The organism is Corynebacterium provencense, from assembly GCA_900049755.1.
GTDB lineage: Bacteria > Actinomycetota > Actinomycetes > Mycobacteriales > Mycobacteriaceae > Corynebacterium > Corynebacterium neomassiliense.
In genome coordinates this window covers 1,277,086-1,290,551 of the sequence record LT160593.1, presented here as the reverse complement: position 1 = coordinate 1,290,551, position 13,466 = coordinate 1,277,086, and the positions used below count along the sequence as shown (strand labels likewise).

Annotated in this window: 13 protein-coding genes; 8 read left to right on the top strand and 5 right to left on the bottom strand. The window is 66.5% G+C overall.

The annotated features are described in order from the left end of the window. Positions 1 to 47 precede the first annotated feature (47 nt). The 5 genes from trpB to BN3906_RS12190 are packed head-to-tail and all read left to right on the top strand — an operon-like array spanning position 48 to position 5,534. Entirely contained in the window at positions 48 to 1,352 is a 1,305-nt protein-coding gene (gene trpB / locus BN3906_RS12210; protein ID WP_066588844.1) for a tryptophan synthase subunit beta, read from the top strand. Beyond that, a complete protein-coding gene (gene trpA, locus BN3906_RS12205) occupies positions 1,349 to 2,122 on the top strand; it encodes a tryptophan synthase subunit alpha (RefSeq protein WP_066588841.1) in 774 nt (257 codons plus the stop codon). The genes trpB and trpA overlap by 4 nt, the downstream gene beginning before the upstream one ends. 24 nt (positions 2,123 to 2,146) lie before the next feature. Continuing rightward, a complete protein-coding gene (gene lgt, locus BN3906_RS12200) occupies positions 2,147 to 3,139 on the top strand; it encodes a prolipoprotein diacylglyceryl transferase (RefSeq protein ID WP_078057425.1) in 993 nt (330 codons plus the stop codon). 49 nt (positions 3,140 to 3,188) lie between these two features. Beyond that, complete coding sequence (pyk, locus tag BN3906_RS12195; RefSeq protein WP_066589952.1) at positions 3,189 to 4,619, top strand: pyruvate kinase; 1,431 nt, start codon at positions 3,189 to 3,191, stop codon at positions 4,617 to 4,619. Between the two features lie 6 nt (positions 4,620 to 4,625). Beyond that, positions 4,626 to 5,534 carry a patatin-like phospholipase family protein gene (locus BN3906_RS12190; RefSeq protein WP_066588836.1) on the top strand — a complete coding sequence of 303 codons (909 nt, stop codon included), beginning with the start codon at positions 4,626 to 4,628 and terminating at the stop codon, positions 5,532 to 5,534. Here the strand turns inward: BN3906_RS12190 and BN3906_RS12185 are convergent. After that, on the bottom strand, positions 5,516 to 6,751 hold the full coding sequence (locus tag BN3906_RS12185) for an amidohydrolase (RefSeq protein ID WP_066589954.1): 1,236 nt from the start codon (positions 6,749 to 6,751) through the stop codon (positions 5,516 to 5,518). The genes BN3906_RS12190 and BN3906_RS12185 overlap by 19 nt on opposite strands. A 16-nt stretch (positions 6,752 to 6,767) precedes the next feature. Then, positions 6,768 to 8,132: a DUF4921 family protein gene (locus BN3906_RS12180; protein WP_066588833.1), complete on the bottom strand. Its 1,365-nt coding sequence runs from the start codon at positions 8,130 to 8,132 to the stop codon at positions 6,768 to 6,770. Between the two features lie 72 nt (positions 8,133 to 8,204). Here BN3906_RS12180 and BN3906_RS12175 point away from each other — a divergent pair, with 72 nt between their 5' ends. Together BN3906_RS12175 and BN3906_RS12170 are read left to right on the top strand one after the other, a co-directional pair. Next, on the top strand, positions 8,205 to 8,582 hold the full coding sequence (locus BN3906_RS12175; RefSeq protein WP_066588831.1) for a hypothetical protein: 378 nt from the start codon (positions 8,205 to 8,207) through the stop codon (positions 8,580 to 8,582). A gap of 179 nt (positions 8,583 to 8,761) precedes the next feature. Further along, positions 8,762 to 8,956 (top strand): DUF8730 family Cys-rich protein, encoded by a 195-nt coding sequence (locus tag BN3906_RS12170; protein ID WP_066588826.1) that lies wholly within the window; start codon positions 8,762 to 8,764, stop codon positions 8,954 to 8,956. Between the two features lie 96 nt (positions 8,957 to 9,052). On the opposite strand, the gene ehuA is transcribed toward BN3906_RS12170, so the two are convergent. From ehuA to BN3906_RS12155, 3 genes are all read right to left on the bottom strand, one after another. Further along, positions 9,053 to 9,832, bottom strand: a complete 780-nt coding sequence (ehuA, locus tag BN3906_RS12165; RefSeq protein ID WP_066588823.1) for an ectoine/hydroxyectoine ABC transporter ATP-binding protein EhuA — start codon at positions 9,830 to 9,832, stop codon at positions 9,053 to 9,055. Continuing rightward, positions 9,832 to 10,803 (bottom strand): amino acid ABC transporter permease, encoded by a 972-nt coding sequence (locus tag BN3906_RS12160; protein WP_066588820.1) that lies wholly within the window; start codon positions 10,801 to 10,803, stop codon positions 9,832 to 9,834. Before BN3906_RS12160 ends, ehuA begins: the two co-directional genes overlap by 1 nt. Before the next feature lie 67 nt (positions 10,804 to 10,870). After that, entirely contained in the window at positions 10,871 to 11,908 is a 1,038-nt protein-coding gene (locus tag BN3906_RS12155) for an ABC transporter substrate-binding protein (RefSeq protein ID WP_078057424.1), read from the bottom strand. Between the two features lie 322 nt (positions 11,909 to 12,230). On the opposite strand from BN3906_RS12155, the gene BN3906_RS12150 reads away from it, so the two are divergent. Further along, complete coding sequence (locus BN3906_RS12150) at positions 12,231 to 13,361, top strand: Cj0069 family protein (protein WP_390620349.1); 1,131 nt, start codon at positions 12,231 to 12,233, stop codon at positions 13,359 to 13,361. Positions 13,362 to 13,466: the final 105 nt, after the last annotated feature.

The window sequence follows — 13,466 nt, the reverse complement described above, 5'->3', positions numbered from 1 at the left end:
GGACTGTCGCAGGAACGGCGGGAGGGCGCAGGGTACAGTCGGAGCCCGTGAGTACTGATTCCGCGAAGAACCCTCTTGGTCTCCCGACGGCAGGTGAGGTCATTGCGACCCCGACCGCCCACGACGCCGACGAGCTCGGCCACTGGGGCGACTACGGAGGCCGCTACATTCCCGAGGCCCTCATGGCCGTCGTCACGGAGATCGAGGACGCCTGGGGTAAGGCCCGCGTCGACCCCTCCTTCCTGGAGACCCTCGATGACCTGCACCGGAACTACACCGGGCGTCCGTCGCCCCTGTACTACGGCCCGAACTTCTCGGAGAAGGTCGGGGCGAAGGTGTACTTCAAGCGTGAGGACCTCAACCACACCGGCTCCCACAAGATCAACAATGTGCTGGGACAGGTCCTCCTCGCCAAGCGGATGGGCAAGGCCAACGTCATCGCGGAGACGGGCGCGGGTCAGCACGGTGTCGCCACCGCCACGGCGTGTGCGCTGCTGGGGCTGAACTGCCGGATCTACATGGGGGAGGTCGACGCGAAACGGCAGGCCCTCAACATCGCCCGGATGCGTCTGCTCGGTGCCGAGGTTGTCGAGGTGACCGCAGGTTCCGCCACCCTGAAGGACGCCATCAACGAGGCGATGCGCTTCTGGGTCTCCCACGCCGACGACACCTACTACGCCTTCGGCACCGCCGCTGGCCCGCACCCGTTCCCTGAGATGGTCCGTGACCTGCAGAGGATCATCGGGGTTGAGGCGCGCGGCCAGATCCTCGCCGCCGAGGGGAGGCTCCCTGACGCGGTGCTGGCCTGCGTCGGCGGCGGGTCGAACGCCATCGGGCTGTTCCACCGCTTCATCGACGATGAGGGTGTCGCCCTCCTCGGGGCGGAGGCGGGGGGTGACGGGGTGGAGACAGGCCGTCATGCGGCACCGATCACCGTGGGCCGCGAGGGGGTCTTCCAGGGATCCTTCGCTGCGCTGATGGAGAACGAGGACGGTCAGATCATCGAGTCCCACTCCATTTCGGCGGGGCTGGACTACCCGGGGGTCGGCCCGGAGCACTCCTATCTGGCCCATATCGGACGGGCCGAGTACCGGCCGGTGACCGACACCGAAGCCATGGAGGCGTTCCGGCTGCTCACGCGGACCGAGGGGATCATCCCGGCAATTGAGTCGTCCCACGCAGTTGCTCTCGCCGTGAAGACCGCCGCCGAATACGCCGACGGCACCAGGACAACCGCTGACGGCGGACAGCCGCTGTTCATCGTGAACATTTCCGGGCGGGGAGACAAGGACGTCGACACGGCCGCTTCCTGGTTCAACCTGCACCCCGCCGATTCCGAGGAGAACCGATGAGCGCCCTGTCCGAGATCTTCACCGCTGCTGTCGCCGAAGGGCGTTCCGCCTTCGTCGGCTACCTGCCCGCCGGCTATCCGACGCTCGAAGACTCTGTGGAGCTGGTCACAGTACTGGCCCGGTACGCCGATCTTGTCGAGGTGGGTATCCCTTTCAGTGACCCGATGATGGACGGTCCGACGATCCAGGCGGCCGGAACCGAGGCGTTGAGGAACGGTTTCCGGGTCCGTGACACTTTCCGGGTTGTTGAGGCCGTCGTCGCGGCGGGCAGTGCCGCGGTGATCATGAGCTACTGGAACCCCGTCCTGCAGTACGGTCCGGAGAAGTTCGCCCGGGAGCTCGCCGCCGCAGGAGGCCTCGGGGCCATCATCCCGGACCTGCTTCCGGAGGAGTCCGCACGCTGGAGCGAGGCCTGCCGGGCCAACGGGCTCGACAACGTCTACCTCGTCGCACCGTCGACGACCCCCGAGCGCCTCGACATGACCGTGCACGCCGGCGGCGGGTTCATCTACGCCCAGTCGCACATGGGTGTCACCGGTGCGCAGGAGGACGTCTCCTCCGATGCACGCGAGGTCGTCGCCCGGGTGCGCGCCGCCACCGACCTGCCGGTCGCCGTGGGGCTCGGGGTGAAGTCGGGAGACCAGGCTGCCGCCATCGCCGACTTCGCTGACGGCGTCATCGTCGGTTCCGCCCTGATCACGGCGGCGGGCAGGGGAGCCGGTGCGCTCCGGGACCTGGCCTCCGACCTCCACGACGGTGTCCGGAGGTAGCGGGCGATGTTGACGGGGAGTTCCATGGTTCTGGCGTCCATTCCTTCCCCGCCCCGCGGGGTGTGGCACCTCGGGCCGCTGACCTTGCGCGCCTATGCGCTGTGTATCCTCACCGGGATCGTCATCGCAGTGTGGTGGACCGTCCGGCGCTACACCGCCCGCGGTGGCAGTGGAGACACCGTCATCGACTGTGCGATCGCTGCGGTGCCCGCCGGCATCGTCGGCGGCAGGGTCTACCACGTCATCACCGACCATGACCGCTACTTCGGGGAGGGCAGGCAGTGGACAGACGCCCTGAACATCACCAACGGTGGTCTGGGCATCTGGGGTGCGGTCCTGTTCGGCGGTCTGGCGGTCTGGGCGGTGCTGCGGTACAAGAAGCTGCCCCTGGCACCGTTCGCTGATGCCGTGGCCCCTCCCATTCTCCTCGCCCAGGCGGTGGGACGACTCGGCAACTGGTTCAACCAGGAACTCTACGGTGGTCCCTCCGACGCTCCCTGGGCGCTGGAGATCTACCGGAGGGTGAACTCCAGCGGTCAGACAGACAACATGGACGGAATCTCCACCGGCGTGGTGGAGAAGCTCGTCCAACCGACCTTCCTCTATGAACTGCTGTGGAACCTGCTCGTCGTCGTACTGCTCGTCTGGGCGGACCGCAGGTTCCGCCTCGGTGGTGGACGCGTGTTCATGCTGTACGTCGCCGGATACACTTTCGGTCGGTTCTTCATCGAGCTGCTGAGGACCGATGAGGCGACGACTGTGTTCGGGGACGTGAGGATCAACTCGGTGACCTCCGCGGTGGTCTTCGTGTGCGCGGCGGTCCTGTTCGTCGCCACCCGCCACCGCACCAGGGAGACGCCGGAGCAGGTTGCCGGTACATCCGGTACATCCGGGGATGGACAGCCGGTGGATGCGGAGGAAACCGCAGGTGAAGGCCGGGACCCGGCGGAAGATTCCGACGGGTCCGGGGTTGCGGGACCTCAGTCTCCGGACGGTCCCCGCGCTGCGGGCCGGTGACCGGCCCCGCGGTAGCGGCGTCCCGGATGCAGGTCTATCCTCGGGAACCGTGAGTAGACGCACCAAGATCGTATGCACCCTCGGCCCCGCCGTAGCCTCCCGGGAGAAGATCCGGGAGCTCGTCGACGCCGGGATGAATGTCGCCCGGCTCAACTTCTCCCACGGGGAGCATGCGGACCACCAGCAGAACTACGAATGGGTCCGGGAAGCGTCCGCTGCCGCGGGGAAACCGGTCGGCGTTCTCGCCGACCTTCAGGGGCCTAAGATCCGCCTGGGCAGGTTCATCGACGGTAAGACCTACTGGGCTGACGGTGAAGAGGTGCGTATCACCGTCGACGACGTCCCCGGTACCCACGACAGGGTCTCCACCACCTACCGTGAACTGGCACGCGACGCCCGCCCGGGGGACCGGCTCCTCGTCGACGACGGCAAGGTCGGTCTCGTGTGCAAGGCCGTCGAAGGTAACGACGTGATCTGTGAGGTTGTCGAGGGCGGTCCGGTGTCCAACAACAAGGGCGTCTCCCTGCCCGGTATGGACATCTCCGTGCCCGCCCTGTCCGAGAAGGACATCGACGACCTGCGCTTCGCACTGAAGATGGGGGCGGATGTCATCGCCCTGTCCTTCGTCCGGTCCCCGGCCGACGTCGAACTGGTCCACGCGATCATGGACGAGGAGGGTCGTCGTGTCCCGGTCATCGCGAAGCTGGAGAAGCCTGAGGCCGTCGACGCCCTCGAACCGATCATCCTGGCCTTCGACGCGGTGATGGTCGCCCGCGGTGACCTCGGCGTGGAGGTTCCCCTGGAAGAGGTACCGCTGGTGCAGAAGCGGGCGATCCAGATCGCCCGTGAAAACGCCAAACCGGTCATCGTGGCGACCCAGATGCTGGACTCGATGATCGAGAATTCCCGTCCGACCCGTGCCGAAGCATCCGACGTCGCCAACGCCGTCCTCGACGGCGCCGATGCGGTGATGCTCTCCGGTGAGACCTCGGTCGGCAAGTACCCGGTGCAGACCGTTCAGACCATGTCCCGGATTGTCGTCGCCGCCGAGACGGACGGGGAGGTCCCCCCGCTGAGCCACCTGCCCCGCACGAAGCGCGGTGTGATCAGTTTCGCCGCGAAGGAGGTCGGCGAGCGTCTCAACGCCAGGGCACTGATCGCCTTCACCGCCTCGGGTGACACGGCGCGCAGGATCGCCCGTCTCCGTTCCCGCCTGCCGCTGCTGGTCTTCACCCCTTCGGAGGACGTGCGCAACCAGCTGTCGCTGACCTGGGGTGCACGGACCTTCCTCACCCGCAGGGTGCACACGACCGACGAGATCATGCAGGAGGTCGACCGTCTCCTGCTCGCGGACCCCGACTACGGCCGTGACGACCTGGTGGTCATCGCCGCCGGGTCACCTCCCGGGGTCAGGGGAAACACCAACATGATCCACGTCCACCTGCTGGGCGAGGATCTCACCGTGGCTCCAGAGGAGTAGGTCACCGTGATCGCCGCCCGTGACACTGCCCTGCTGCTCGAGGGTGGGGGAATGCGCGCGGCGTACTCCGCGGGGGTCGTGGACGTGCTCATGGCCCGGGGTGTGGAGTTCGGCTGGGTGGGAGGGATCTCGGCCGGGGCCAGCCACATGGTCAGCTACCTTTCCGGGGAGCGGGACCGGCTGCGCAGCAACTTCGTCGACTTCGCCGCAGAGCGGGAGTTCGGCGGGTGGAGTCATCTTCTGAGGGGACGCGGCTACTTCAACGCCGAGTACATCTACGGGAAGGCTCCCGCCCTCAACCTGCCGCGACCGTTCGAGGCGGACCGTGTCCTGTCCGGTGACACTCCGTTCCGCATCGGGGCGACCCGTGCGGACACCGGGGAGAGCGTCTACTGGGGACGCCGTGACGTGGAAGATGTCGGCGCCCTGATGCTCCGGGTCAGGGCGTCCTCCTCCATTCCTCTGGCGATGCCGATCCCCACCGTCGACGGGGTGCCGTACGCGGACGGGGCGTTCGGCTCCTCCGGCGGTGTGCCGCTGGATGCTGCCGAGGCCGACGGTTTCGGACGGTTCTTCGCCGTGCTCACCCACCCGCGGGGCTATGTCAAGGAAGGGGTGTCACGACCCCGGCTCACCCGGACGGTCCTGCGCCGCTGGCCGGCGCTGGCGGAGGCCACGCTGACCCGGCACGTGCGCTACAACGCGACGATGGAGCGCCTCTACCGTCTGGAGTCGGAGGGACGCGCCGTCCTGGTTTTCCCGGGGGACGCCTCGCCGCTGGTGAGCTCGACGAACAGGAACATTCCCGAACTGCGGCGGTCACTGTCCTACGGCGTGGCGGACGCACTGCGCCAGTGGCCGGCCTGGGAGGAGTTCCTCACCGCTGGCTCCGCGGCTCACTCCTCCCAGAGGTAGGCCAGAAGTGCGGCTGTGGCGGCGTCCGCGGCCGTGCGCACGGACTCTTTCGTCGGCAGGAAGTTCCCCGAATGGTTGGTGGGAACATCCTCGTTGACCCGGTCGGCCTCCACCGCGGCGTCCCACACGGACCGGTCGGTGCATCCGATGAGCAGGAACTCGTAGGGGACGCCGAAGTGCCGGGGAATCTCGGAGAAGTCCTCCGAGGCTGTCCACCGTGGGGCGTCCGCGGAATCCTCCCCGAACACTTCGTCGAGCACCGGCCGGACGACCTTGTGGACCTCGGCGTCATTGTCGGTGAGCTCTCCGTGGGCGGAGTAGACGATGTCCGCGGGAGCGGGGGTTCCGGAGGCCAGGCACTCGGCCCGGATGACCCGTTCGACGGCGGCATAGGTCCGGTCCCGGACTTTCGTGTCGTAGAAGCGGCAGTTGAGCACCAGGGTGGCGGTGTCCGGGATGGTGTTGTTCGTGTGACCTGAGCTCAGGGTCCCGACCGAGATGACCCCGAAGTCCTCCGCCGCGATCTCCCTGCCGACGATGCCCTGGAGCCGGACGACGATCATCGCCGCCAGGAATGTCGGGTCGACCGAGTTGTGGGGGGAGGACGCGTGGGCGGAGATCCCGTGGAGGGTCACGGTGATCGTGTCGCAGGCGGCCATCACCGGGCCGGGGGCCGAGTACACCGTGCCCGACGGTCCCGGATACACGTGGGCGCCCAGGCAGACGTCCGGGGCGGGGATCTTCTCCGCCAGCCCGTCGGCGATCATCGCCGAGGCTCCCCGGGTGACCTCCTCGGCCGGCTGGAACAGGGCGATGAAGGTACCCGACCATACGTCCCGGCGGCTGTCGAGGATCTCACAGGCCGCCATCAGTGCGGTGGTGTGGACGTCATGGCCGCAGGCGTGCATGACCCCCGGGTTCTTCGAGGCGTAGGACACGCCCGTGGTCTCGGTGACGGGAAGTGCGTCGAAGTCCGCGCGGTACAGCACCGTCGGGCCGTCGCCGTTCCGCCACACGGCGGTGATGCCGTGACCACCGATGTCGTGGGTGACTTCACAGTCCATCAGTGCCAGCCGCGACAGGATGTGTCCTGCGGTCCGCTCCTCGTGTTCGGACAGCTCCGGGTGTTCGTGCATCCAGGTGTAGAAGCTGTCCGTCCAGGACTGGTCGACGCCCGGTGCGGCGATGAATTCGGCGATGTCGGCTTCTCGGGTCATGTCCCTGCGCATCCCCTCACTGTATCGCCGGATTGTACTTCAGTGAATTGCGCTGGAACACACACTCGTTGCCGAGGCGGATGCCCGGGGCGAGGCGTCCTTCCTCCCTTGCCGTGAGCAGTGAGGCCAGGACCTGCTCCTTGAGGTCCTTCGGCGAGACGGTGTTGATGAAGATCTTGGTTCCGCCCTCGAAACCGGCGAGCGTGGACGTCCTCCACTTGATCACGATGCGCCACGGCATCGGCACGTCCACGTCCAGAGGCCGGTGCAGCCACTCCTCGTTCGAGGGGACGGCCGGTCCGGCGGCGACATGACAGGCGTGGACGAGGTCGGAGACGGCGTCACGCTCCTCGTCACGCATCAGCCAGGGCTCGGTGGTCGCGGACCGGGAGAAGACCTCCAGGGTCGGCCCGCGGTGGCCGAATCCGGCGAAGGCGACCGCGTGGTCGTTCTCCGCGAAAATGAGGTTGTGGTGGCCTGCATAGTCCACCGCCCACTCGTTGTACATGTTGGGGTTCGACCTGACCTGGGCGATCTCCGTCTCATTCTGCAGGCCGTGTTCGTCGATCGCCACCAGCTGCTTGTGGAGGTGGTCGACACTGGCTCCGGCGGGGGCGAGCCAATTCTGGAAGACCGCGACGTAGCGGACGTAGGGGTTGGCCCGGTAGAGCCGGTCCATGGCGTCCACGGTGAAAGCGATGTAGAGACGGTGCACCTGCCAGCTCAGCTCCCCGGAGCCGCACAACTGGTCACTGCGGGTGGCGCCGGGGATGAAGTGGTTCCGCGCGAGGATGAGGTCGTGGCCCCCGCCGAACAGTGAGGCGCCCTGCTCCTGCACGGTCCGGAACCTGTTGTCCCCGTCCAGGGCCTCGTCGATCTGTGCTGCGGGGACGCCGGCCCGTTCCATTTTCGTGCGCAGCAGGGAGGCGACATGGTCGACCCCGGCGTCTTCGGCAAGGTACTCGGCCATGTGACGGGCGGCTGAGGCGTCCATCCGGTACCCGTAGTTGACGGCCCAGTAGTTGTAGGTGAGGATCTCGTAGAGGTTGGCCACCCGCCGGAACAGGGGGTCGGTGTCATGCAGCCGGGAGACGGTGAGACCGCGGAGGATCCGGGGTTCGCCGTTGTCGTCGATGACCAGCCGTGCCTTCTCCGGGGTGGTCCGCAGCATATTGCCGATGCCGAAGTCGGTGGCGGTGTCCCGGTTGGCGTCCGTGACCTCGTACGGGGCGGGCCCGTGTACCGGGACAGGACGGTGTGCCCGGCCGGGAACAGTCCAGACCTCGGTCCCCGAAAAGGGGTTCACCTGCTTGATCGTGCCGTCGGGCAGGGTGGTGAGAGGGGGGACGGGTGCCGGGTTCATCGGGGAGTGACCAATCACACGTCAAGGGTAACCCCTGGATGTGTCAGCTGCCCCTGGATGTGTGTAACAACCGGTGCTTTACTGGACCGCATGCCAAAGATCGTGTTCAGCGTCCTGTCCACCCCGGAACAACGTTCGGAGATCGGCGAGGAGTTCCGCCGTCTGCTCGCCGCCAACGCCGACGTGCTCACCGCGGACCTGGAGGTCCGGACCGATGTCGCCGCCGACCCCAGTCTGGAAGGGGTGTGGAGGGACTACGGGTTCCTCGACCTCACGTCCGAGGCTCCGGAGCCCGCGGCGTTCGTCTTTGACGTGCAGAAGTACGAGGGCAGCATCAGCGGGTTGTCCATGCGTCTGTCAGAGGTGCTCACCGAAAGGGAGAAGCAGCCGGCGGAGCAGCTCTTCCAGCAGATCCTGGATGATCCGGGCAGGCCCCGGGTGCCCTGGCACGTCGACGTGCGTCCGTAAGGGACAGCGCAGGAATCTCGGGAACGTCTGCCCCGGGCGTTATCCGGCCGTTTCCGTCCCTGTGGACGGTGTGGTCGGATCGTCCGGGGCTATTTTTGCGCGTCTGCATACCCCATGGGGTATCGTCAGGGGCGAAGATACCCCGGAGGGTATCGGAGGTTTACCGAACAGGAGTGAACATGTGTCGTGCAGTGAAGTGCCGGGTCTGCGGCAAGACCACCTGGGCCGGGTGCGGCCAGCACATTGCGGCGGTGAAGGCCACAGTGCCGGCCGGCCAGTGGTGTGACGGCAGCCATACCGGAGAAGAAACCGCAGCAGCAGAGGCGGCGCGGAAGTCCGGCGGCAGTTTCCTCTCACGACTGTTCGGCAACTGAGGACCCTGCCCCCGGAACCCTGCCCCCGGAACCCCGCCCCGGGTGAAACCCGGGTGAGCCCCCATTGAGCCCCCGTTGAGCTCCGGGCGGGGCCCGTCAGTCCAGAATGCTGGACAGGAAGGTGCGGGTGCGCTCCTCCTTCGGGGAGGAGATGAGTTCCCTGCCCGGGCCCTGTTCCACGATCCGGCCGTCGGCCATGAACGCCACCTGGTCCGCTACCTCACGTGCGAAACCCATCTCATGTGTGACGACCAGCATCGTCATCCCCTCATCGGCCAACCGGCGCATCACGCTGAGTACTTCGCCGACCAGTTCCGGATCCAGTGCGGAGGTCGGCTCGTCGAAGAGCATCAGCTTCGGCTTCATCGCCAGAGCCCGTGCGATGGCGACCCGCTGCTGCTGACCGCCTGACAGCTGCACCGGCCAGGCGTCGGCCTTGTCCGCCAGACCCACCTGGTCCAGCAGGTCACGGGCGGTGGCCTCGGCCTGCTCCCGGGACTCACCCTTGACTTTCACCGGGGCCTCGATGATGTTGCCGAGGACCGTCCGGTGGGGGAACAGGTTGAACTGCTGGAAGACCATGCCGACATCGGCACGCTGGCGGGCAGCCTCCCGCTCCGAGATCTCGTGGAGTCTGCCGTCCTTCTCCCGGTATCCGATGAGTTCACCTGCGACCTCGATCCGGCCGGCGTCGATCTTCTCGAGATGGTTGACGCAGCGAAGCAGGGTGGACTTTCCACCGCCTGAAGGGCCGATGAGGCAGGTGACCGAGCCGGTCGGGACGTCCAGGTCGATCCCGCGGAGCACGTCGAGGGAGCCGTAGCGCTTCCACACGTTGCGGAAGGAGATCATCGTCGGTGTGTCTCCGGAGGTCATCAGCGGTTCTCCTTGTTGTCGATGTCAGTGGTGCCGGGAGTGCCGGGGCCCACGACCTTCACATTCGCCGGAGGCACCCCCTCGGCGTCCGTCACGGCGGCCAGCTGTCGGCTCGTCAGGGTCCGGGAGGAACCCCGGGAGTAGTACTTCTCCAGGTAGTGCTGTCCGACCATGAGCACCGAGGTGATCACCAGGTACCACGTCGCAGCGACCAGCAGCATCGGAACCGGTTCGAACATCGCGTAGGCGATGTCTGTGGAACGGCCGTAGATCTCGCCCGCGTAGGGGACCGCGATGACCAGGGAAGTGGTCTTGAGCATGCTGATCAGTTCATTGCCGGTCGGGGGGATGATGATGCGCATCGCCTGGGGCAGGACGGTCCGGCGCATGGTCTGCCACCACGTCATGCCCAGGGCCTTGGACGCCTCGGTCTGTCCTTCGGGAACCGACTGCAGTCCTGCCCTGACGATCTCTGCCATGTATGCGGACTCGTTGAGACCCAGTCCCACGAAGGCGAGGACGAAGAAGTTCTTCAGGGCGTCCGTCAGGTCAATCTCGGCGAAACCGACGTTGATCGTCTTGTAGATCGCTCCGAGGAGTCCCCAGAACACCAGCTGGACGTACACCGGTGTCCCGCGGAATATCCACAGGTAGAACCATGAGAATCCCCTCATCACCGGGTTGGGCGACATCCTCAGGACCGCCATCACCGCCCCGAGAACGATTCCGATGGCCATGGCGAGCACGGTCAGTGCGACCGTGTGCAGGGCGGCTTCCGCGATCCTCTTGTCGAGCAGGTACTTCAGGTAGGTGGACCAGCCGTAGGCACTGTTCGTCAGGGCACCGATGACGAACCAGGCCGCGAGCGCCAGCAGGATGACTGCGGCGACGATCCGTCCCGGATGTTTCAGAGGAACGACGTCGTTGTCGACCGGCCGGGTTCCGGCGGCGGTGGTTTCAGGGGTGGTCACTGGTCAGTCTCCTTGTTCGCGGGAGGTGCACCGGCTCTGCCCGGAGTGCACCGGCGTTCACGGTCATTCACTGGTCTTCACTGTCGGTCGTCGGTCCGGCGCCGGAGGTGTTCCCGGTGCTGCTGTCGTCGTCCCCGAGCGTCGGCGTGGTTTCCGCGGACCGTTCCGGAGGAGCTGTGTTCACCGTGACAGTCTGGATCATGCCGTCGGTCAGCCCCCACGGAGTGAGGATCCTCCGGTATTCGCCCGAGTCTATGAGTTTCTGGAGTGCGGCGGCGAAGGCCGGGACGAGGTCCGAGCCCTTGCCGAAGGCCCATCCGAACGGGGTGGTGTCGAAGGCGTCCCCGGCGGGGACAAGTTTCCCTTTCGACCGTCCGATGGCGTAGTCCGTGACGGCGGAGTCGGAGCTCATGGCGTCCGCCCGTCCCAGCGCCGTGGCGGTGGACGCCGCATTCGCGGACTCGTAGACGAGTTTGGTCAGTGCAGGTTTTCCCGCGGCCGCACATTCGTCGGCCTTGACCTGGACGTCATCGGTGTCGGAGTAGGTCCCTTTCTGCACGGCCACGGTGAGTCCGCACGCGTTCTGAGGGTCAACCTCCCTGCCGGGGGTGGTGGCCCAGGAAATGCCGGAGGTGTAGAAGTCCACGAAATCGTAGCTCTTCTGCCGTTCCTCGGTGTCCGAGAATCCGGAGGCGCCGATGTCGACGGTACCCCCGTCGATCGAGGGGAGGATGAGGTTGAAGTCCTGCTGGCGGAACTCCACCTTCAGCCCGAGCAGGGCTGCGGTGGCGTTGACGAGGTCGACCTCGAAGCCGATGATCCGGCCGTCAGGTGCCTTGAACTGGTTGGGCGGGAACGTGGGGTTCGTGCCTGCGGTGAGGGTGCCGCCGTTCCGGTACCCGGCGGGGAGGAGCTCTCGGAGGGCGGGGTCCGGTGCGGGCAGGGTGGAGACCCAGCCTTCAGGATTCGCCGATTCCGTGTTTGTCACGCAGGCGGTGAGCCCCACCGCGGACGCCACAGCGACGACAGCGGCGAAGACCGCCCGGACTGGCCGGCCGCTCCTCCGCCCCGCCGGACTTCTCGGAGGGTGGGTGGGGGATGTCATGGGGAAGATCTTAGGGGACGCCGTATGCGGCCCGGACGGGTGCACGCGCAACGGGGACGGGAAGTTACCTGTCTGTCACACCACGGCCCGGTTGTGCCCGGGTGAACGCATGGCCGGTGCAGGGGCGGAACCGCTGTGAAACATGTGTGTGGCATTCACCGGGACCTCATGTGGGCGTCGGCCCGGTGTTTCCTTCATCCCGTAGCTTCCGCATCACCGGGCCCCGACCGTTGCGGCAATGCTGCGGCACTGCTGTGGCACTACTGCAGCTCTGGCGTGGCGCCCGGAACAGACAGTCACGTACAAGTCAGGAGTGAGCCCCATGACCACTGTGATTCAGGATGACCGTGCCGGTGCGCGACTGCGCAGAGCCATCGCCGTGTTCGAGACCGAGGGCGGGGGAGACAAGGACTTCACCGGACACCGCAGAGACACGATGCCGATAGTGCAGTCGATCCGGGACCTCGGATGGAGATGCGAGGTCATCTACTACCGTCCCGAATGGGAGGAGGAGCTGTTCGCCCATGTCTCCGGGAGTTTCGACGCCTATATTTCGCGGGTGAACCCGGGGACTGTTCCGGGCGGGGAAGCCGGCTATCTCCGTCTGCTCGGGCGACTCTCCGGTGCCGGCCTCGTGGGTATGCCCACCCCGCAGGACATGCTCGCCTTCGGCGCGAAAGACGCCCTGGTCCGGCTTGTCGGCACGCCGCTGGTTCCACCGGACACGGCCGCGTACTACGACACCGACACCTTCCACCGGACCTTCCCGACTTCCCTGTCCTTCGGTGAGCGTGTGCTCAAGCAGAACCGGGGTTCCGCAGGCTCGGGAATCTGGCGGGTCAGGGTCGACGATGACGAGGTGGCGGCGGCGTCCCGCCCGGGTACCGCGCTGCCCGCGGACACTGTGCTGCGGTGTACTGAAGCTGCGGACAACCATACCGAGATCAGACGGCTCGACGAGTTCATGCGGTTCTGCGACAGCTACATCCACGGCGACAACGGGATGATCGTCGACATGCGCTTCATGCCGAGGATTGTCGAGGGGGAGATCAGGATACTCATGGTCGGCGATGAACCGGTGTTCGTCGTCCACAAGAAGCCTGCTGAGGGCGGGGAGAACTTCTCGGCGACCCTGTTCTCAGGTGCCCGGTACACCTACGGCTCACCCGGAGAATGGCCTGAACTGGTCGGAATGTTCGGAGAAGCGATGCCTTTCATCGCGGAGCGGCTGGGCGCGGGGGGAAGCGGACACGGTGACGTCCCCCTGCTGTGGTCGGCTGACTTCATGCTGGACACCGCCGACGACGGATCTGACAGTTATGTGCTCGGCGAGATCAACTGCTCCTGTGTCGGATTCACATCCGAGCTGGACATGGGGATCCAGGAGAAGGTCGCCGCCGAGGCGGTGCGCAAGGTCCTGGCCCGCCATGCCGGTCTACCCGTACCCGCCTGAGTGCAGGTCGGCTCGGCGGGGCCGGGAAACGGAGAGTTCCCGGATACGGCCGTGTACTGACAATGTTCATCCGGCGGATGAACACTGTCCATTTTATCCGGATAC